This window comes from Micromonospora sp. NPDC007230, from assembly GCF_042869115.1.
Taxonomy (GTDB): Bacteria; Actinomycetota; Actinomycetes; order Mycobacteriales; family Micromonosporaceae; genus Micromonospora.
The window spans coordinates 1-19,074 of the sequence record NZ_JBIAFE010000006.1 but is presented as its reverse complement, the minus strand read 5'-3'; the positions used below and the strand labels follow the sequence as shown (position 1 = coordinate 19,074).

General features: G+C 69.8%; 23 protein-coding genes, 1 tRNA gene and 1 pseudogene. 11 read left to right on the top strand and 14 right to left on the bottom strand.

The window, feature by feature from the left end:
- Positions 1-6: 6 nt before the first annotated feature.
- The 3 genes from ACFYML_RS10505 to ACFYML_RS10495 all read right to left on the bottom strand — a co-directional run bounded on the left by ACFYML_RS10505 (position 7) and on the right by ACFYML_RS10495 (position 2,024).
- Positions 7-1,089 carry an NAD-dependent epimerase/dehydratase family protein gene (locus tag ACFYML_RS10505; protein WP_387420339.1) on the bottom strand — a complete coding sequence of 361 codons (1,083 nt, stop codon included), beginning with the start codon at positions 1,087-1,089 and terminating at the stop codon, positions 7-9.
- A gap of 44 nt (positions 1,090-1,133) precedes the next feature.
- Positions 1,134-1,409 carry a hypothetical protein gene (locus ACFYML_RS10500; RefSeq protein WP_387420338.1) on the bottom strand — a complete coding sequence of 92 codons (276 nt, stop codon included), beginning with the start codon at positions 1,407-1,409 and terminating at the stop codon, positions 1,134-1,136.
- A 141-nt stretch (positions 1,410-1,550) separates the two neighbouring features.
- Positions 1,551-2,024, bottom strand: coding sequence for a DUF1772 domain-containing protein (locus tag ACFYML_RS10495; RefSeq protein ID WP_387420337.1), 474 nt, complete (start codon positions 2,022-2,024; stop codon positions 1,551-1,553).
- Positions 2,025-2,152: 128 nt separating this feature from the next.
- Here ACFYML_RS10495 and ACFYML_RS10490 point away from each other — a divergent pair.
- The 4 genes from ACFYML_RS10490 (at position 2,153) to ACFYML_RS10475 (ending at position 5,934) form a co-directional block, all read left to right on the top strand.
- Positions 2,153-2,224, top strand: a tRNA-Lys gene (locus ACFYML_RS10490).
- Between the two features lie 459 nt (positions 2,225-2,683).
- Positions 2,684-3,076: a hypothetical protein gene (locus ACFYML_RS10485; RefSeq protein ID WP_387420336.1), complete on the top strand. Its 393-nt coding sequence runs from the start codon at positions 2,684-2,686 to the stop codon at positions 3,074-3,076.
- Positions 3,077-3,156: 80 nt separating this feature from the next.
- On the top strand, positions 3,157-3,603 hold the full coding sequence (locus ACFYML_RS10480; protein ID WP_387420335.1) for a DUF6036 family nucleotidyltransferase: 447 nt from the start codon (positions 3,157-3,159) through the stop codon (positions 3,601-3,603).
- A 249-nt stretch (positions 3,604-3,852) separates the two neighbouring features.
- Entirely contained in the window at positions 3,853-5,934 is a 2,082-nt protein-coding gene (locus tag ACFYML_RS10475) for a helicase-associated domain-containing protein (protein WP_387420334.1), read from the top strand.
- Between the two features lie 27 nt (positions 5,935-5,961).
- Here the strand turns inward: ACFYML_RS10475 and ACFYML_RS10470 are convergent, their stop codons facing one another.
- The gene (locus ACFYML_RS10470) at positions 5,962-7,020 is read right to left on the bottom strand and encodes a DUF2293 domain-containing protein (RefSeq protein WP_387420333.1); all 1,059 of its coding nucleotides are present in this window, start codon (positions 7,018-7,020) and stop codon (positions 5,962-5,964) included.
- Between the two features lie 159 nt (positions 7,021-7,179).
- Positions 7,180-7,674, bottom strand: a complete 495-nt coding sequence (locus ACFYML_RS10465; RefSeq protein ID WP_387420332.1) for a DUF6933 domain-containing protein — start codon at positions 7,672-7,674, stop codon at positions 7,180-7,182.
- Between the two features lie 283 nt (positions 7,675-7,957).
- Here ACFYML_RS10465 and ACFYML_RS10460 point away from each other — a divergent pair, with 283 nt between their 5' ends.
- Both ACFYML_RS10460 and ACFYML_RS10455 read left to right on the top strand, forming a co-directional pair.
- The gene (locus tag ACFYML_RS10460) at positions 7,958-8,296 is read left to right on the top strand and encodes a hypothetical protein (protein WP_387420331.1); all 339 of its coding nucleotides are present in this window, start codon (positions 7,958-7,960) and stop codon (positions 8,294-8,296) included.
- Complete coding sequence (locus tag ACFYML_RS10455) at positions 8,293-9,429, top strand: hypothetical protein (protein ID WP_387420330.1); 1,137 nt, start codon at positions 8,293-8,295, stop codon at positions 9,427-9,429. The genes ACFYML_RS10460 and ACFYML_RS10455 overlap by 4 nt, the downstream gene beginning before the upstream one ends.
- A 19-nt stretch (positions 9,430-9,448) precedes the next feature.
- Here ACFYML_RS10455 and ACFYML_RS10450 read toward each other — a convergent pair whose 3' ends face one another.
- Both ACFYML_RS10450 and ACFYML_RS10445 read right to left on the bottom strand, forming a co-directional pair.
- Complete coding sequence (locus tag ACFYML_RS10450; RefSeq protein ID WP_387420562.1) at positions 9,449-10,663, bottom strand: DEAD/DEAH box helicase; 1,215 nt, start codon at positions 10,661-10,663, stop codon at positions 9,449-9,451.
- A 354-nt stretch (positions 10,664-11,017) separates the two neighbouring features.
- Positions 11,018-11,628, bottom strand: a pseudogene (locus ACFYML_RS10445) (DNA helicase); the annotation flags it as partial.
- Positions 11,629-12,150: 522 nt separating this feature from the next.
- Here ACFYML_RS10445 and ACFYML_RS10440 point away from each other — a divergent pair.
- The 5 genes from ACFYML_RS10440 to ACFYML_RS10420 all read left to right on the top strand — a co-directional run bounded on the left by ACFYML_RS10440 (position 12,151) and on the right by ACFYML_RS10420 (position 14,225).
- Positions 12,151-12,567: a YbaB/EbfC family nucleoid-associated protein gene (locus tag ACFYML_RS10440; protein WP_387420329.1), complete on the top strand. Its 417-nt coding sequence runs from the start codon at positions 12,151-12,153 to the stop codon at positions 12,565-12,567.
- 9 nt (positions 12,568-12,576) lie between these two features.
- Positions 12,577-12,891 carry a hypothetical protein gene (locus ACFYML_RS10435; protein ID WP_387420328.1) on the top strand — a complete coding sequence of 105 codons (315 nt, stop codon included), beginning with the start codon at positions 12,577-12,579 and terminating at the stop codon, positions 12,889-12,891.
- A 9-nt stretch (positions 12,892-12,900) separates the two neighbouring features.
- Positions 12,901-13,389, top strand: a complete 489-nt coding sequence (locus ACFYML_RS10430) for a hypothetical protein (RefSeq protein WP_387420327.1) — start codon at positions 12,901-12,903, stop codon at positions 13,387-13,389.
- Positions 13,382-13,780 (top strand): hypothetical protein, encoded by a 399-nt coding sequence (locus ACFYML_RS10425; protein WP_387420326.1) that lies wholly within the window; start codon positions 13,382-13,384, stop codon positions 13,778-13,780. Before ACFYML_RS10430 ends, ACFYML_RS10425 begins: the two co-directional genes overlap by 8 nt.
- An 82-nt stretch (positions 13,781-13,862) precedes the next feature.
- Positions 13,863-14,225, top strand: a complete 363-nt coding sequence (locus ACFYML_RS10420; RefSeq protein WP_387420325.1) for a hypothetical protein — start codon at positions 13,863-13,865, stop codon at positions 14,223-14,225.
- A gap of 241 nt (positions 14,226-14,466) precedes the next feature.
- Here the strand turns inward: ACFYML_RS10420 and ACFYML_RS10415 are convergent, their stop codons facing one another.
- From ACFYML_RS10415 to ACFYML_RS10385, 7 genes are all read right to left on the bottom strand, one after another.
- A complete protein-coding gene (locus ACFYML_RS10415) occupies positions 14,467-14,739 on the bottom strand; it encodes a helix-turn-helix transcriptional regulator (protein ID WP_240033225.1) in 273 nt (90 codons plus the stop codon).
- 32 nt (positions 14,740-14,771) lie between these two features.
- On the bottom strand, positions 14,772-15,143 hold the full coding sequence (locus tag ACFYML_RS10410) for a type II toxin-antitoxin system RelE/ParE family toxin (RefSeq protein ID WP_387420324.1): 372 nt from the start codon (positions 15,141-15,143) through the stop codon (positions 14,772-14,774).
- Between the two features lie 545 nt (positions 15,144-15,688).
- Positions 15,689-16,366 carry a pentapeptide repeat-containing protein gene (locus ACFYML_RS10405; protein WP_387420323.1) on the bottom strand — a complete coding sequence of 226 codons (678 nt, stop codon included), beginning with the start codon at positions 16,364-16,366 and terminating at the stop codon, positions 15,689-15,691.
- Complete coding sequence (locus ACFYML_RS10400) at positions 16,363-17,076, bottom strand: hypothetical protein (RefSeq protein WP_387420322.1); 714 nt, start codon at positions 17,074-17,076, stop codon at positions 16,363-16,365. Before ACFYML_RS10400 ends, ACFYML_RS10405 begins: the two co-directional genes overlap by 4 nt.
- Before the next feature lie 10 nt (positions 17,077-17,086).
- Positions 17,087-17,788, bottom strand: a complete 702-nt coding sequence (locus ACFYML_RS10395; protein ID WP_387420321.1) for a WXG100 family type VII secretion target — start codon at positions 17,786-17,788, stop codon at positions 17,087-17,089.
- Positions 17,785-18,114, bottom strand: a complete 330-nt coding sequence (locus ACFYML_RS10390) for a type VII secretion target (RefSeq protein ID WP_387420320.1) — start codon at positions 18,112-18,114, stop codon at positions 17,785-17,787. The genes ACFYML_RS10395 and ACFYML_RS10390 overlap by 4 nt, the downstream gene beginning before the upstream one ends.
- Before the next feature lie 5 nt (positions 18,115-18,119).
- Positions 18,120-18,506, bottom strand: a complete 387-nt coding sequence (locus tag ACFYML_RS10385) for a YbaB/EbfC family nucleoid-associated protein (RefSeq protein ID WP_387420319.1) — start codon at positions 18,504-18,506, stop codon at positions 18,120-18,122.
- Between the last annotated feature and the right edge of the window lie 568 nt (positions 18,507-19,074).

Here is a 19,074-nt window from a genome sequence, read left to right as displayed (position 1 = left end):
GTCGCGTTAGTAGGGGTTGGGGTGGCCGGGGAGGCGGGAGTGGAGCAGGGCGGCGGGGCGGCCGGGGAGGGTGGGGGCGGTTGACAGGGGCGGCGAGTGGGTGCCGGCGCGGTCTGCCATGCCGGTGAAGAGTTCCCGGAGCGCGGTGATCGAGTCGATCTGCGGGGCCCAGCCCAGCTCGGTCTCGGCGCGCTCGCTGGACATCAGCGGCACGCTCAACGCCAGGTCCACCCAGCCGGCGTCGACCGGTTGCAGCCGCGCCTGCCAGGTCAGCGCCGCCGCCGCGCGCAGCACCGGCGCGGCGACCGGCAGCGTCCAGCCGTGGAAGTGCCGGGCCACCAGTTCCGGGGTCAGCACCGGGTCCGCGGCCACGTTGAAGGCGCCGCGCGCGTCACCCAGGACCGCCTTCGCGTATGCGTCAGCCACGTCGTCGGCGTGCACCGCCTGGATCCGGAGGCGGCGGTTCGTGGGTACGAGCGGGATGCGGCCGTACCGCAGCAGCCGCACCGGGGCCAGCGGGCCGAGGAAGTAGCGGGTGATCTCGGTGCCGGCGTCCCGCTGGAAGGTCAGCCCCGGCCGCAGCCGGACCACCCGCAGCTCCGGATGCTCCCGCTCGACCTCATCGAGGAGCGCCTCCACCTCGGCCTTGTCCCGGCTGTACGACGACTCGGGCACCCCGGTCGCGGGCCAGCGCTCGCTGACCGGTTGGTCCTTCGGGCCGGCCGCGTACGTGCCGACGGACGAGGCGTACACCAGGGCGGGGACGTTGGCCCGGACGGCCGCGTCGATCACCGCCCGGCTGCCGTCGACGTTGGTCCGGTACAGGGTGCGTCGGTCGTGGCTGGGCTGGATCTGCCAGGCCAGGTGCACCACCGCCCGCGCCCCGGCGAAGATCGCGGCCAGCCGCTCGACCGCCCCCGGGTCGCCGATGTCGCAGGAGTGCCACGCCACCCGGTCGTACGGCTCCCCCGGGTCCAGCCCCGGCAGCCGGCGCGCCACGCCGACCAGTTCCGTCCCGGACTCCCGCCGCAACCGGCGCAGCAGGGCCGTCCCCACGTTGCCGGTGGCCCCCACGATCACGATGCGCATGTGGCCTGCCGTACCCGCTGCGGCGGGTCCCAACCGCGGACCGGTCAGGGCCGTGGCGCGTGCCGTACCCAGCTCCGCTCCTGCCGCCGGCGGCCCTGGGTGGCGGCCAGGCAGCGCGGGCAGACGTACCCCTCCGGGTCGGCATCGGTGAGTACGTCGGTGGACGAGTAGTCGAACGGCACGTGCGCGAAGCGACGCAGCCGGGTACGGCTCAGCGGCAGCCCGCAGACCGTCTGGTTCTGCCCGGGCAGCCAGGCGTGCACCTCACCACCGGGCCGGCGTACCCCGTCGGCCCCCGCCACCTCGCTCGACGCGGCCACGGCGGGCCTGCTGCTCAACCTCATGCCCCACCCGGTTCCCCCGGGGGCCGGTGCCATGCCCGACTGGTGCGACGCCGGATCGGCGATCTGGCGGTGACCCGCCGGCAGGACACCGCCACGTCGCCGATCCGGCGCCGTGCGTCAGTCGCTGCCCACCAGGGCCCCGATCAGGCAGCCGAACGCCGCGACCGAGGTGATCGTCCGCGCCAGGTTCCACCGCACCCACGGTGCCTCGAAGCGCCTGCGGACCTCCGCCGGGTCGTCGGCCGGGCCGGCCCGGTCGAGCTGGTCGTTCAGCGGCACGTTCCACCGCATGGTGATCACCAGCGTGGCGCCGTAGAGGACCAGAGCCGCGCCCGTCCAGGCCAGCACCGGCCCGTTCCTGAAGTGCAGCGCGACCGCCGCCACGAGCAGCACCATCGACCCGAGGAAGGCGGTGAGGAACCACCCGTTCAGGATCCGCCGGTTGATCCACCGCATGGTCTGCCCGAAGCTCCGGTCGTCCGTCGCGGCCAGCCCCGGCATCACCGAGCACGAGTACGCGAAGAACAACCCCGCCATCAGCCCGGTCAGCAGGGTCGCCGCGACCAGCACCCCCGTACGCACGATCGTCATGCCGGTAAGCCAAGCGGACAACCGCGCCGCCGGCCACCCCTGATCGTCGGGGCGTCGGGTGCCGGACATCGATGGACGGCGGGAAGCCGGAATCCCGGCCCGGGCGGGTTCCGGTAGCCTGAGCGGGCGGGCCGCTAGCTCAATGGCAGAGCTGTGGACTTTTAATCCATAGGTTCAGGGTTCGAGTCCCTGGCGGCCCACTTTTCACCCCGGTGAGCCACGGCAACGCCGGGAAGACAATCGGGGCACGAGCCAGCCTCGGTCTTGGCTCGCAAGAGTGCTTCGCCGCTTGCTGTCGGCCAAGCGGACAGGACAACCCGGTCTCATTGCGACGGCTCCAGGGTGCGGCCGCTTCCGTCTCTCTGGTGGCCTTCCCTGCTTCAATCAGTGGCGGGGGTTCCGACGTCAGAGCGGTCTTTCAGGTGCAACTGGCAGTGATCAACGTCCTGCGCCGATCACGGTTCGTGCAGCTACTGGTCAAGCACCCGCCGTCCTCGTCCGTGACGGCGGGCAGTCTCGGCTGCTACGCCCGACCCCGGTGTTACATTCCCAGAGGGCCGCTGACCACCCACTAACCATGGCGGTCGTCACGGTCTGCGTGCCCGTTCACAGAGAGTGTGGCTGCCATCAACCCGTCTCAGACGTACTAGCGTCAGGGTGTGCAAAGTCATGGTGCGAGGTACGAGCCGCTGACGGTGGCGCGGCTGGGTGCCCTGCTCGTCGGAGCCGACGAGACGCGACGGTGGCGGCTGGTGGCGGAGTTCCTCGAGGAGTACCGCTGGGAGCCACTGGAAAAGCGTGCCGCCCTGTTGAACGAGGAGCCATCCGCCACCGGCGACGAACACTGGGACGTGTTCCTGGCGGCGTTGGCGGAGCACCTGGCGGCCAAGGACGGGCGCGGGGCACCGTCGTGGGTCGAGACACGGTCGTTGCGGCGGTTCTGGTTCCCGTTCAACACTCCTGCCGCCCGGGTCGATGCGGTGGTTCACGCGCCGGCGGCGTTCCGGCGCCGTGGGGTGTACGTGTCAACGCAGGAGTTGAATGTCGCGTGAGCGCTGATGATCCGCTGTTGGACCGTGCCGGGATCGAGGACGCCTTCCGCCGGCTCGGGGATCGGTTACACCGGCGAGGTGTGGTCGCTGACCTCTACATCTTCGGCGGAGCGGCCATGGCTCTGGCCTACGACGCGCGACGGGCGACCCGGGACATCGACGCGGTGTTCCAGCCGCATGGCGTCGTACTCGACGAAGCTCGCGCGGTTGCCGATGAGCTCGGCCTGCCGCACTGGTGGCTCAACGAGCAAGCGAGCGCCTACGTGGCTCCCGGTGGCGATGCGGCAGCTCCTCGGGTCTTTGACCATCCTGGCCTGCGAGTGGCGGCAGCGTCCCCGGAACATCTCCTGGCCATGAAGGTGCTCGCCGCGCGGCGCCGGGACGCCGACGACATCCGCTTCCTGGTCAAGCACCTCAGGCTGACCACCACCGAGCAGGTCCTCAACCTGTGCGCGGAGGTCTTCCCCGAGGAGGAGGTGCCGGGCCGGGCGAGACTTGTCCTCGACGACGTGTTCGACGGCGGATAACCCTGCCATCGATCTTCCTGCTGGACCTGCCAGCCAGTCCCCGTCAGACGACCCGCCTGGCTATCGGTGAAACCGTTACGACTGGCCCCTGAGCTGCGGAATGCGGTTCGGGTTCTGCCACATTGAGTCCACCCGAATCGGATACCCGAACGGAGGGGGTCAAGACAGCTGGTGATCCACACCGTGCGGCGCGGTCCTCCGAATGGCGTACCTGTCGCCTCCCGCGAGAGAGGGGCGTCGTAGGTTGGCATGGTGCAGTCCCTCGCCGCTCATCTTCGTACCCTGACCGAGGCGCAGCTCACCAGTCTGGTCGCGACTCGTCGTGACGCGACCATCGAGCCTGCGCCGAAGACGGTCGATCAGCTCGCCGTACGGCTGCTTCACCCGTCGTCGATGGCGGCTGCCTGCGCGTTGCTCACCCTGCCGCAGCTCCAGGTGGGCGAGGCCGCGGCGGCGCTGGGCGACGGGTGGACCACCGCGCGGCTGGCGACCCTGTTGGGCGTACCGGAGGGCGACGCGGACCTGGCCGCGGCGCTGCGCCGTCTCACCGACCTCGCCCTGATCTGGCCGTCCGCCGACGGCTTCGCGGCGGCACACCTGAGCCCGATATGGCCGCACCCGCTGGACCTCGGACCCGGCGCCGCCGAGCTGCTCAACACCCGGAACATGAACGAGTTGCGCAGGCTGGCGAAGGTGCACGGCATCCCCGTGACGGGCCGCGGCAAGGACGAGTTGATCGTTGCGCTGGTCGGGTGGCTGGCGCGGCCGGAGAACGTGCGCCGGCTCGTGGCGCAGGCCCCGGCCGACGTTCGCGCCCGGCTCGCCGCGCTCGCCTCGCGGCCGGCACAGCCCGTCCATCTGCGAGGGATCATGTTCGGCTCGGCCGGGGCGGCGCTGCCGTGGGCCGCCGAGCGTGGCCTCGTCGTCGGCTCCGCATGGGGCGCCGAGGAAATGCCCCGCGAGGTCGCCCTCGCGCTGCGGGAGGGCTACGTCGCTGCGTTCGACCCGCAGCCGCCGGCCGTGCCTACCACCCCGGTCGCACCGGAGGCCGCCGAACGGGAGGCCGCAGCCGCTGCCTCGGAGACCCTCGCCGCGATCACCGCGATCGTCGGAACCATGAGCGGCGGCCCGGTGCCCCTGCTCAAGACGGGCGGTCTCGGCGTACGCGAGCTGCGGCGGATCGCCAAGTCGTCCGGCCAGGACGAAGATCGTGCCCGGCTGACCGTCGAACTGCTCGCCGCGGGCGGGCTCACCGAGGCCTCGGACACCGGTCTGGCCCTCTCGGTGGCCTATGACGAGTTCGCCGCCGCCGAACCCGCGGACCAACTGCTGGACCTCGTCGAGACCTGGCTGACGATGCCCGCGTGCCCGCTCGCCCCGGCCGACTCCACCGCGGTCTCCTCCCGCGTCCTTTACTGGGACGAGGGCGAGGAGATGACGTTGACGGCTCTGCGCGCCCTGACCTTGCGCACTCTCGCCCACGTCTTACCCGAAGGTCACGCCACCGACCCCGGCACGCTCGCCGACCGGCTGGCCTGGCAGAGCCCTGTCCTGACCGACCAGGCCGACGAGGATCTGGACCGATACGTCACCGGCATCTGGCGGGAAGCCCACCAGCTCGGTCTGCTCGCTCACGGAACAGCGACCAGCCTCTGCCGTAGCCTGCTGGCCGGTGGCGCCGACGCGGCTCATCGGCACGCTCAGGCCATGCTGCCCCGGTCCCGCGACACGGTCCTGTTGCAGAACGACCTCACCGCGGTGGTGACCGGCACCCCGTCGGCCAACCTGCTGGCTCTGCTGGACAGCACGGCCACACCAGAGTCCCGCAGCGGCGCGTGGACCTGGCGCTTCTCGCCGGCCAGCATCCGCGCCGCACTCGACGCCGGAAGCACCCCGGCGGATCTGCTGGCCCGGATCGCCGAGGTGGCCGAAGGCGGCCGCGTGCCGCAGACACTCACCTACCTGATCAACGACGTAGCCCGCCGATACGGCCGCGTTCAGGTACGCCCAGCCGGCTGCTGCCTGTGCAGCGCCGACGAAACCCTGCTCACCGAAATCCTCAACACCCGCTCACTGCAGGCCCTGCACCTGGTCCGGCTCGCCCCGACCGTGCTCGCCAGCGCGAAGTCGCAGGCCGAAACCCTGGCCGCACTGCGCGCCGCCGGCCACGCCCCGGCCGGCCTCCGCCTCGACGGCAGCCCAGCGATCGAGATCCCGCAACGACGCCGCACCAATCCATCACCCACCGAGCCGGACACTGGTGACATGCTCCCGCTGCCACGCCTGAGCGACCCGGCCGACGTCGCCCGGACCCTGCTCGGCAACCGCTGACCAGCGAGGCTCGGGACGGTCCGGCGCTCAGGCCGGGCGCCGCCACCGTTCGAGGACCTGATCGATGTCGTCCCGGACGCGTTCCCGGGCCTGCTCCCGTGGCACACCGGCCATCAGCAGCTCGTCGTACGCGGTGTCCTCGTGCCGCACGGAGGCGACCACGGCCCGGGTCACGGCGTCCGGGTCAAGCGCCCGACCGGCTGCGCTGCGCCCCACCCGGCCGCTGCCGCGGGTGCCGGTGTGTCGGCTGATCGCCGCCGCCCGCATCGGCGGGCAGCTGGGAAACAGCCGGCCGATCTGTTCGGCCAGATCCTGCTGGAACCGCTCGTCCGCGACCTCTCGCCGCTGCCGGTCCCGCTCGCGGCGGCGGGCACGGGCGTCCTCGTCGGAGAGGCACTGCTGCTCGGCCTGCTCGACCGCGGCCTCCTCGACCAGCAGCCCCTGCCGCTCGTGGCGCTTGCGGGAGCGGCTGAACCGCACCACCACCGCCGAGAGCCGGCTGGCCTGTTTGGCCCGACGGGTCAGCGCCGCGTCACCGGCCGGCAGGAACACCAGGTGATCGAGGTCAGCGCAGGTGAGGCACGCCGGCCCGGCGTCCTCCATCATCAGCAGGTCGGCGTCGATGCGCCCACAGCCGACGCAGGTGAACGCCTTCAGTGGCTGCACCACCACCAGGTCCGGCGGCTTGCTCTGCCGGGCAGTCAGCCGCTCCCACTGCCGTTCCGGCAGATCCGCGGGCATCCAGTGCGTGCAGTACGTCAACTCCAGCGTGAGATCGCCAGCGGCGGTGAAGCGCAGCGGCCGCCGATCGCGGGTGGCCGCGAGATACTCGACCTGGCTGGGGCGCAGGCCACGGCTGACCACCCAGCGACGGAACACCTCCAGCGCCTCGGCGAGCCGGTCGGCCGACACCGCCGCGACCGCTTCCAGGTGCGGCACCCGGCCCTGCCGCCAGTCCGTCACCAGCCCGAGCGGCACCCAACCCATCCCGGTCAGCACGTCAAGTGGGCTCACGTAACGCTGGCGCCGCAACGCCTGCTCGGCAGCGGTCGCCACCCGGCGCTCCAGCTTCGAGGCAGGCTGCATGGACGGCAGGCTACCCGGCGCGACGCTCCGCCGGTCGGCAGCGCCGCCCACGGGCAGTCGCTCAGCCGGCCCGCTGATCTGCCGTCAGACTCTGCACAGGGCTACCCCGACGGACCGTCGGCCGAAAACTTGGTGACCACCGGCATGCCCATGATCCGCTCACGAACTGATCTGCTGCACGATGGCCGCGAGTTCCCGGTCGGGGCGGACGTGACGCTTGTAGAGCGGGCTACACGGTGTCGCGGCCAGCCGCACGGCCAGATCGAGAAGGTTCGGCTTGGCGGCGTCGCGCCAGGCGTCGGCGAGGAAAGAGAACTCGTTCATGATGCCGACAACGCTGCGATTGGCCGTCGGCGCGATCCGCCACTGGCGCATCTGGTCGACCTCTGTGCGGATGACCAGGTCGGGCACGCAGTGGGCGGCGAGCACAGCGCCGACCTGGTCGGCGACCCGAGCCGGCATGGTGGCGGCCGGCGCGAGGGCCATGAGCACCGGCAGCAACGTCCGCTCGTTGACGAGCAGCGCGACCTGCGGCCGCCACGGGAGCAGCGTGGCATACCAGTCCCCGAGCAACGTCGTGGACCGCTCGCCGTCATGCGGGGCGGACTGCCCGATGCGTTGGCGCAGCTTCGCGGTCGCGCGCAAGAGGAACATCCGCCCATCCTGCCGCCTACGCGCGTCCGCTTCCCGGCGCCGGCCGTGTCACCCGACGGTTCACGGCACATCGTTCAGCATGAGGTACCAGGCAATCTCGGTGTGAACATGCAGGTCGGGGGGCTGCGCGCGACGAACCACGCCTGCGGTGTTGGCCGGACGGCCCGTGCTGGCAAGCGGCATGTCGGGGCGGCAGCCCCTCGGCGGCAGCCCGGGGATAGTGATCGGCTGAGCGGACAGGGTGGTTCAGGACGAAACACGGGAGCTGTCGTAGGGTGCGGCGGTGGTTTCACTGAGCCGGGCCGAGTTGGACACGTTGGTCGGCGAGGCGACGGTCGACGCCTACGACGATGACGAGCAGCTGACCGGCCTGTTCACGATGATCGAGGACAACCTGTCGATGCCGTTCACGACGCAGGTTCTGGGTGTCGAGGTGACGGTACGGCGCGTTGACCTGCGCCACGGCCCAGTGGTCGCGATCTGCCACCGAGGTCGCATCCATCAGGCGATCGCGATTCAGGATCTTCACTTGCCGGAGCCGTCACCGCCGGTGCCGAGGGGATCGAGGCGTACCGGCACTGGGCGGACGGGTGATCCCCATGGCGAAAGGTGCGGGCGGTGAGTGAGTACCAGTACTACGAGTTCGTGGCGGTCGACCGGCCGTTGACGAGCACGCAGCAGCGGGAGTTGCGGGCGTTGTCGACGCGTGCGCGGATCACGTCGTCGAGTTTCGTCAACGACTACCAGTGGGGTGACCTGAAGGGTGACCCGCGGGAGTGGATGCAGTGGTACTTCGACGCGTTCCTGTACCTGGCGAACTGGGGCACGCACCGGATCGCGCTGCGGCTACCGGCCGCTGTGCTGGACCCGGGCACGGCCGCGGAGTACTGCGTCGGGGAGTCGGCCTGTTCCTGGGCAACCCGTTCGCACGTGATCGTGGATCTGCACAGTGAGGATGAGGACGGCGACGAGGAGTACGACGGCGGCGGCCACCTCGCCGCGATCCTTCCCGCTCGGGCCGAACTGGCGGCCGGTGATCGGCGGTTGCTGTATCTGGCGTGGCTGTTGTGCGTACAGGGTAGGGAGTTGGACGACGACGAGCCGGAGCCGCCGGTCCCGGCCGGTCTGGGGGACCTGTCCGGGCCGCAGGCCGCCCTGGTCGACTTCCTGCGGCTGGACCCGGATCTGCTCGCCGCGGCAGCCGAGACGAGCAAGCCGCTGAAGGACTCGACGCCATCGGTGGCGTCGCTGTCCCGATGGGTGAAGGCGCTGCCGGAGTCGGAGAAGGATAATCTTGTCCTACGGCTGTTGCGCGGCGACGACGCGCACCTGCGGTCGGAACTGCTGGCCCGTTTCCAAGGCGCGGCCCCGAACGAGGGCCCCGGCGGTCGCCGCACTGTCGGGGAGCTGTTGGCCGCTGCGGGGGAGCGCTGGTTGCGGCGGCAGCGGCTCGCCCGTGAGCGGGAGGCAGCCGAGCGGGAGCGCCGGGAGCGGGCGGCCGCTGCTGCCCGCGAGCGACACCTGAACGCACTCGCCGGACGGCGGGAGGAGGCGTGGCAGCGGGTGGCCACGATGATCGAGACGAAGAGGCCGAAGGAGTACGACGCGGCCGTCGCGCTGCTGTCCGACCTGAAGGCGCTGGCCGATCGGGACGGCGACACCGAGGCGTTTCGCCGGCGCGTGCGGCAGCTGCGCGAGCGGCACGCCCGTAAGCCGAGCCTGCTGGACCGCTTCGACCGGGCCGGGCTCGGCTGATGACCCGGCGCAGTCCCAGTCAGCCGCCGCCTGTGGCGATGGCGAAGCCGAGTTGGGTGTAGGAGCGGGATCGTTTGCGCCACATGGCGGCGAGGACGCCGACGTGTTCGTCGACGTAGTCGTGGACCTCGACGGTGGTCTTGCCGGGGTAGGCGCGCAGGATCCGGCCGACGTACTGCACCATGCTGCCCTTGAACGAGACGGGATGGGCCAGGAAAAGGGTGTCCAGTTTCGGGCAGTCGTAGCCTTCGCCGACGTATTTGTCGGTGGCGACGACCAGCAGCGGTGGCCCGTCGGCGGGCGGGGCGGCGAGGAAGGCGAGGACCTGTTTGAGGTCTTTGGCTTTGCGGGTGGCGTAGAGCAGGTGGGGTTCGTGGCCGAGGTCGCGTAGCTGGGAGGCGAGGGCCTCGACGTGGGCGGTCTGCCGGGTAAGGACCAGGCAGTTGCGGCCGCGTCCGAGGGCGGCGTGTACGTCCTGGCAGACCTGCTCGTTGCGGCTGTCGTCGGCGACGAGACCGCCGAACACCACGGAGGTGATCGCTCCGGGCTTGGTGGTGTCGGAGTCGTCGGGAAGCACGAAGTCGGTGTGGTGGATGTGCAGGTCGCGTCGCGGGGCGTCCGGATCTGCTTTGTCGATCATCGGGATGGTGTGCCGCTTTGGGCCGCAGTGCATGAAGATGACCGGCCCGAGGCCGTCGCGGCGGTAGGCGGTGGCGGTCAGGCCGACCCATCGGCGGGCAGGGATGCGGCGTAGTGCCTTCTCCACGGTGGGGGCACCCGCGTGGTGGGCTTCGTCGACAATGACCAGCCCGTAGCCGTCGAGCCGCTGCGCGGCGTCGTCCATGCGGGCGACGGTCTGGATCATGGCCAGGTCGATGTACCCGGTCGGCTTGGTCTTACCACCGCCGATCTGCCCGATCTGCCCAGGGTCGACGTCGAGGACCGTGGTGAGGCGGTCGCGCCACTGGTCCATCAGCGGGGCCCGGTCCACCAGAACGAGAGTGGGTGTGCGGTGGTGGGCGATGAGGGCGCAACCCATGACGGTCTTGCCCGATCCCGGTGGGGCTTCCAACACGCCGTGCTCGTGGCGGGCGAGGTCGGCTACCGCGGCGGGCTGACGGTCCCGCAAGGTCGCGGTGAACGCCACGTCGATGGGCGGCGGGTCAGCGCGCCGGTCGGTGATGTCGAGCCGGCTGCCGGCCTGCGCCACCAGTTCGGCGGCCTTGTCCGCCATCGCCCGAGGCAGGTACAGGAACTCCAAATCCTCGCGGTAGCAGCGCACGAAACGCGGTGTGTTCCAGTTCGACAGGCGCAGGTTCTCGTTCTTGTAGAACTCCGGGTTCGCCAGCGACGCGGCGTGCTTGAGGGAGGCCAGCAGCGACGGTGGCAGTCCAGCCCGGCGGATCGCGAGCATCCCCGCCCATTCGGCATGGACCACGGCCGGCGCAGCCGCCTCGGGGCGCAGCGCCGACCGGAACAACACCGCGTCCGGGCCGACCGCCACCGGACGCAGGTCGGCGACCAGCCGCTGCACGTCGGCCAGACCGAGCCGGCCGGCACCCGCAAGGAATGCCCACTGATCGGGATACGGCGTGAACGTCTCCGGGTCGACGAAGACCGTGGTGCCTGCGTCGCGGCACTGCTTCTGCAGCGGCAACGCGATGAGGTTGCCCAACCCTTCCCCCTTCGCCGGCAGGTGATCCTGGGTGGGGAAGAACCGGTCGTAGCTCTCCAGCCCCAACTCGCCGCGGACGGCCATCGCCTCACGCAGCAAACCGAACCCCAACGCCCGCGCGTCCAACGCCGGCACAGGCTCCGAGAAGAAGGCCCACACATGGGCGCCCTGCCCCGAGCGGGAAACCTCAACCGCGGTCGGAACACCGACAGCCTCGGCGGCCTGGACGTACGCCTGTGCGTCAAGCTGCCACTGCTCGCCACAAAGTCGCAGGCCAGAAGCCGGCACGAGTCATCAGCCAGCATCGGGTACAGCCCGATGCTGATCTTCCCGGACAGGTGGTCGTGGAGCACCGCATCGGTCAACGCCCGGTACCGGCGGGCCTCCTTCGCCTCCTGCCACGTCTGCCCCGGCAAACGCTCCAACTGCGGATACCAGCCCTTCCGGCCATCCTTCTCCCACCGCTGGGCATACACGTCGTCACGCCCGACGAACAAGGACCGGAACAGGGCCACCCGCTCCATCGCAAGCCGCTCCCCAGCACCGGCCGGAACCGATCGACCGGCGGCCCGCTGTCTCTGCGTCGTTGCCTCAGCGGCATGCGGCAGCAGCCGAGCAACGTCGGCGCGTAAGGCTGCCACCTCGGCGCGAAGCACGGCCAACGCCTCAGCGCAGCCGCAGGCGCAGCCGGTAGTTGCCGGACCGGTTGATGTCGCCGTCACCATCCCATTTGAACAAGCCGCCGACACGCTCAACGCGAGGCATCCCGGTGAGTCGCACGCTCGGGGTTGGCCGTTCCGTGGGTGCTCCAAGGTTCCGGGCACTGGACGGATTGGGGCATGGTTCCCGGCTTCCGATCCCAGCGGTCCCTCGTCAACAAGTGGCAGAGAGCGGACGGCTCACTGCGGGCGCCCCCTGCCGCAGTAACCGATCGGGTACCCTCCGTTCATCGCCTGTCTCAAGTGGACGGCACACACCCGGTCCCGCTGTGTCCAGAACAGGTAGTGGCCGCCGGGAGGCTGCCGACCGGTCGGAGAGGGGCCCTCATGACGGCCAGCGCCGACGAGTTCCGCCAGTCAATGGACAGCGCCCTTCGCACCCTTCGGGAATTGCGGGCCAACCGCCCCGCGGCGGAGAGCGCCGAGACCTGCGGCGAGGCCAACGCGGCGGACGGCCTGATCACCGTGGTAGCCGCTCCCGGCGGTCGCATCGAGTCGATCACCCTGGCGCCCCAGGCGCTACGTCAGGGCAGCGGCTATCTCGCCGAACAGTTGACGATCGCCGTCAACGCCGCCCTCGACGACCTGCGGGCCCGAACGATCGCCGACGCACCGGACGTACCGGATCCGGCGGTCCTGCTCGAACGCCTCGAAGACGTGCAACAGCAGTCGGTGCGCCAGATGCAATCGTTCCTGAGCGCGCTCACCTCCGCCCAAGCTCGGATCGCCCGGATAGCAGGCTGACGGATGTCATTGGAGATCGATCCGGATCAGGTCCGGGTGGCGGGCGCTCGGCTCGCCGATGTGGGTGATCGGCTGGCGACCGCGCTCGACACGCTCGACACGCGGCTGACGGGCTTCGGCGAGCCGTGGGGCGGCGACATGCTCGGCACCCTGGTCTCCCTGTCCTCTCCGGTCGTGTCCGGCTATCTGCTGCGGTGCTGCGCCGCGATGGCCGACGAGTATCAGAACTGCGGCGAGGACTTGATGGCCCTCGCGGAGGACATGACGGCCATCGAGGAGGAGTTGATCGCCCGGTTCCGCGAACTGTCCGAGGAGTTGAGCTGAACCTTGGGCATGACTATCCCGGGTGAGCTCGCTTCCCTGCTCGGCATGATCGGGTACGACTGGCCGGAGGGCGACGAGGAGAAGCTCTTCGAGTTCGGGCAGGTCTGGATGGACTTCGCCACCACAGTCGAGGAGGTGGGTCGGGAGGCTGATGCGCTGGCCGTGGAGGTGACTGGCGGCAACCAGGGGGACGTGGTGGCGGCCTTCGAGGCGTACTGGTCCGGCGGCGACGGCCCGGGCGGCGTACTGGCCGGGAACACCACCGCCATCACTGTGCTGGGCGCCGGCTACGTGGTGGTCGCCGCGGTCGTGCTGGCATTGAAGGTCCAGATCATCGTCCAGTTGGTCATCCTGGCCGTCCAGATCGCCCAGGCGGTCGCCACGGCGGTGGCGACCTTCGGCGCGTCCCTGCTGGAGATCCCGATCTTCAAGATGATCACCGGTCTGATCATCGACCAGCTCATCGACATGGCACTACAGGCGATCCTCGGTGGGTAAGCGCAGCCGCAACAGACGCCTGCGCGACGCGGCCGTGCCGCCCCAGGTGGAGTCGGCGCTGGTCAGGCCGGTCGCCCAACTCGCCAAGACTCCCCGGGTACGGCGGGAGTACCACGTCGGCGACGAGCAGCGACCCAAGCACCGGGACACCGACCGGAACCTGGCCATGGGCAGCGCGAGCCGAGCCCCCACCAATGGCCAGGCCGCACTCGACCGCTCCGTGCAGATCAAGGAAACCAACGAGCGCCGCCGGATCGGCGTAGATCACGAGACCGGCGAGATCGTCATCCTCCGCACCGCCGCATCGAGCCACGCAATCCCGGCGAGGACGTCGTCGAGATCTACCACGGCCACGTCCGCCACCGGGACGACCACAGCTCGGACGGCCTGAACGACGACATGCGTAACGCCCTCAAACGGGCCGGGCTGGTAGACAAGAAGGGCAGACCGACCCCGCCGCCGAAGGACCAGGATTGAGCACACAACGGAGCTACTACGAGCCGGCCCCGGCGACCCACGACACCGCCACCGCTGCGCTCGCGGCGGGCGACATCGACACCCTCACCGACTCGATGGTCGGACTGGCCCTACACGATGCGGACTGGCGCTGGTGCCAGGACTTCTACCTCAGCCTGCTGGACCACCCGGAGGAGGACGTCCGAGCCACCGCAGCGATCTGCCTCGGCCACCTGGCCCGCATCCACCACCGACTCGACACCGACCGGGTCATCCCCGCGCTGCGCGCCCGGCTGCACGACCCCGCGACCGGCGGCACGGTAGAAGACGCCATCGCCGACATCGAGCAGTTCCTCGACCTACCGCCCCACACCGCCTGAGAGCCAACCCCAAAACGCCGGTGGAGGGCATGCCTGCCTGACGGACACGGTCCGTAAGGCGTTCGTATGCGTTAGGCCCCAGGGCCGACAGCACGGCATCGCCGTGGGCGGCGGGCTCGCAGGCGGCGGGCGAGATCGATGCCACAGCCACGTCAAGGCGAAGCACCGGCATCAGCCGAGGCTTCGCGACGTGCACGACAAGCATGAGGGCAACGACAAAGGCGCCTCGTGCCCCCAAACATCAGCTGAGGGTCACACGTTCGCCATCGAACTCGGCAACGAACTCAGCCTTGCCGCCAAGGGCAGCGATGTACCGGGCAACCGTGCCGACCTCAGCCTTCGGCAGTTCGCCACTCTCGATGGCGGCGACGCGCGGTTGCGAAACGTTCATGCGGTCGGCAACCTGCTGCTGAGTCAGGCCGCGCTTCTCGCGCATCTCACGCAGTCGCGCTGCGCGTACCTCGCCGCGCATGCGCTCCTTGTGCTGCTCAACCTTGGCCTCGTCGAGGTTCATGCGGGAGCGGACATCCCGCCAGCTACGCGCCATCAGTGCTGTCCCTTCAGCTCTCGCAGATGGTCGGCGAACTTCCTGTCGGCTTCGAGAATGCTGGTTTCGTACCAGCCCTTCCAGTTGCCGCTCTTGTCACCCGCCACCAGCAGGATGGCTTCCCGCTGAGGGTCGAAGGCGAACAGGATACGGATCTCGGTTCCCCCTGCCGATCCTGGCCGCAACTCCTTCATGTTCTTGTAGTTCGAGCCCTTGACTTGGTCGACGAACGGTCGACCGAGCGCCGGGCCCTCGGCGGCGAGCAGATCTATGGCCGCAGCGACCTGGTTGGCGAAGTCGGGGTCAGACTTGGCCAGGTTGAGCAGCCAGTCCTCGACGTCTTCGATGAGGCTGACCTCCCACTCGCTCACACACCCACTATAGCCCACGAATAACGCCAGCGTTATAGGGACGTGGAGCGCGAACGGAGAGCGAAAAGGGGAAGCCAGGGGCAAGGTGTAGCGGGCGGTACCTGCGGCCGGGGGCGCTCCAGGGGCGCTCCGATGTTCCGATGCCGGACGGACTCACGGCGCGCCTCCTGGATTCGCGCCCCAGCCGGCCACTCATCGCCGTGCGATCCAACGTAGGCGCCGCGCGGACCAGCACCAACGCGGCTGGACGACGCGCCCGGAATCCGGACGGCGGGCGAATGATGGCACTCTGTCCTCTTCTGGCTACTTTTAATCCATTGGTTCAGGGTTCGAGTCCCTGGCGGCCCACGTTGGAACTGGGAAATTGGCCAGGCATCGCTGGCTCTCGCGGCCGGCCTGTCACCACCCGAGGATCAGCCGCGAGCGATCGCGGCCGCGGTGCGCGACTGGACCGACCGGCACAAGCTGCTGTAGGCCACCCCTCTCCGCTTCGGCCAGGCGGAGCGAGGTGGCCCAGTGGCGGGCGCTCGCGAAGGAGGCGCTGCTCAGCCCGAGACGCGGAGCACCTGGATGTTTTCCGCGCCCCGTTCCGACAACCACGCCTCGAGTTCGGCGCCGTCGAGCGACCGGGTCCCGTGCTCGTCCACCACGACCGGGCCGACCACGGTCCCCTTGGCGCCCTCAAGTTGGCAGCCGAACATCCGTGCGCCGGTCAGGACTGCGGGCATGGTGCCGCCCCCGAGGTTGCACCACCGCAGGCTCGCGAACTCGAGGTTGGCTCCGCGCAGATCGGTCTTGTACAGCTTGGCCGAGTTGAGAATCGCGTGGCTGAGGTCGGCGCCCGCCAGGACGGCTTCGTCGAGCTCCGCCGCGAACAGCCTCGCAGCACGAAAGCGGGCGTTCGGGGCCGAGCAGCCAACCAGTTCCGCCTTGGCCAGGTCGGCGAAGCTCAGGTCGGCGTCCGCAAGCTCTGCGTTGTTCAGGTTTGCGCCGCCGAGATTGGCGTCCTCGAATCGGACGCCGGTCAGGCAGGAACTGACCAGGTAGGCATCCGTCAGGTCGATGGTGCTGAGGTCCGCGCCGCGGAAATCGAGAAAATCGCCCGACAGGTACGACGTGGGGTCCGAGGCGACGGCGGTGAACCATTCCTCGAGCGCCTCCCTGGCCTCGGGACTGTCGGGCCAACGGGTCACGTCAGCGCTGCTCTGCTTGTACCTGCTCATTCGAGGAACACCACCTTGCCGTCCAAGTCCGTGTTACCGGCGACCCGCCTCTTGAGGTCGGCCAGGGAACTCGGAGACAGGTTTTTGCTGTCGATGATGACATGCTGTCCGCCGTCCACCTCGTCGGCGAGCTTCTGCTCGAACTCGTCGCCGTCGTAGCGTCCCTTCGTGCCCTCGGGCATCGGCTGGCCGGCCTGCCGGCCGGCTGGGAAGGTGTCGACCGGACTCTTGACGTCCCAGTTGTTCCCGTTGGAGTCGATGAACTCGCCCTGATCCTTCTGGAATGCAGGATCGGTGTTGTCGAGCTCGGCGCGGCGAATCGGGCCAGGGATCTTGCCCTGCGCCTCGGCCTCGAGCCCGACCTCCGCCTCTCGGCGCGACTTGGCGCTGATCTTTCCGTTGTGGGCCGGGTCGGCGGCGAGCTCTTGCACCCGGCGGTCGTACTCCGGAGTGCCGGGTTTCGGGGTCTGGTATCCGTCGTCGCTGCCCGAGGGTTTGCCCTGCGAGCCGCCCTGGTCGCCGCCCGGGCGGCCCTGGCGTGCCTCCTCGGCGACGGTCTCCTGGGCTCGGCTGACGTTCTCGGGGACGTCGGTGGTGCGGCGTCGCCCTGACGGGGTGCCGGCGCCATCGCCCTCACCGTCGCCGGGTGGGCGGGACGGGTTCGGGCCGTCGCCGTTTCCGCCGCCGTGGGGGGTCTTGGGTTTCGCCATCGTCGGGCCCTCAGCCGTCCAGCAGCTTGGAGAGGTTGGTCAGGCTGGTGATCAGGGACATGACGTAGGTCAGGATGCGCCCGGCCCACTTCACCACGGCTGCCGCGATCTGCGCGGCGATCACCGGGATCGTGACCACGAAGATCGCCTCGACCGCCCACACGATCACCCGGGCCACCAGGTCCGCGATGAGGTCACGCACGATGTCGCGGGTGAACATCACCAGGTTCCCGGCGGCCTGGGTGGCGGCGGCCATCGCGGCGGAGATACCGCCGAGCCCGTTGATCGCCTCCACGTTGTGTTCCATCAGGTTGTGGTAGGCCGTGGCGGCCGGCCCCTGCCAGTGCGGCGTGTCCCCCTCGACGAAGGACTTGAGGTCGGTGGCCATGCTCTGCAGCGCGGCGGCCATGTTGTCCCAGGTGGCCGCGTGCGAGGCCACCACGTCGGGCATGCCGGTGAGTTCGTCGAGGATCTGCCGCAGCGGCTCGAAGTATTCCATCGCCCAGCCCAGCCCGTTGGCCAGCAGCGCGCTGAACGGGTCCATCACGCTCGCGGCGGCTTCGATCCCGAACGCCGCGCCCGCGATCAGGTCGTCGACCCAGCCCTCGCTGTGGATGGCGTCGACCAGCCCCTGGAAGCTGTCGGCCAGGGCCGCCCCGGTCCAGGGCTTGCGGGTCGAGACGACGTCGGCGACCAGCGACGTGTCGGTCATCGCGCCGCCCCCGTCAGCCCCCCACCCGCTTTACGGATCGCGGTGTCGGCGTCGGTGTCGGCGTTGTCGTAGTTGTCGGCGGTCTTCCGCAGCCCGGCGGCGACCAACGACAGGTTCTCCTCGACGTACGCGATCAACTCGTCCTGTCGCCTGTGCCGGCCCTCCAGGATTGCCGGCAGCCAGCTGCAGAGCAGTCCGTACGCCTCGTCGTCCTGCGCGATGTGCGCGCTGGCGGTCTTGACCGCGTCGAAACGCCCCCGCAGCGTGTCGATATTGCGGGCATGCGCGTGGATCTGCTCGGCGTCGACCGCGAAACCGTCGGCCATCGGGCTCACCACCCGGAGTGCTGGTCGTCGGGGCCGTCCGCGGCGGGATCGGCGTCGCGTAGCTGCTGCCCGACGCGCTCGGCGATCGCTCGCGCCGCTGCCGACTCGGTGCCCACCGTGTCGGCGATGATTTCCTGCGAGCGGTCGGCCAACTGCCGTTTCGCCTCGCGGATCGTGTCCATGATCGTCCTGGCCACGACCTCGGGGGCGACCCGCTGAATCCGTGGACCCAGCCGCAGGTCGACCAACGCCCCCACGGAGTCGACCGTGACCTCGCACAGGCCGTTGCCGTCGGCAACCGTCACCCGCAGCTCCTGGAGCCGGTCACTCATCGCCTTGGTGTCGGCCGCCAACCGGTCGATCCGACCCTTCCACGCCGCCAGCCGATCCATCGCGCCGTCCGGATCCAGCAAGCCCCCCGCGCTCGGAACGCCGGCCCCCATGTGTCCCCCGGTTGCTCACCGTGATCATTTCGTGGCCGACGCAGACTAACATCGCATCCACACGGGCGACTACCGTCGGTGCCGCCACGGTCCACAACAGACGTATGTCTGACGGGTAGAGGGACAGTCGTGGCAGGAAGCTGGGAGCGCTGCGTCCGCGAGGTGACGCTGTCGGCGGACCCGGAGACGGTCGGCTCGGTGAGCGTGGGGTGGAACAACCTCTCCACGGCGCTGGGCTACCTGCGGGACTCGCTGGTCGGGCGGTCGTTCGTCGGCCCGATCGCCCCCGGCCAGGAGCGTGAGTCCCGCTCAATAAAGGTCTGGGCCGCCTTGAGGTGGTGTGTGACCCACGGCTCTATACATCTAACCTCGGCCTTTCACGGCGATCGTGATCTTGGATGGGTGGTGAGTCGGTAGATATGGCGAAGTGCCTGCCACGTAAGGAAAACTGCCCGGTGTCGAGTCGTGCAGGTTCCCCGCGTGAGAGGCACTTCGTAGGTGCAGATTACCCAGTGGT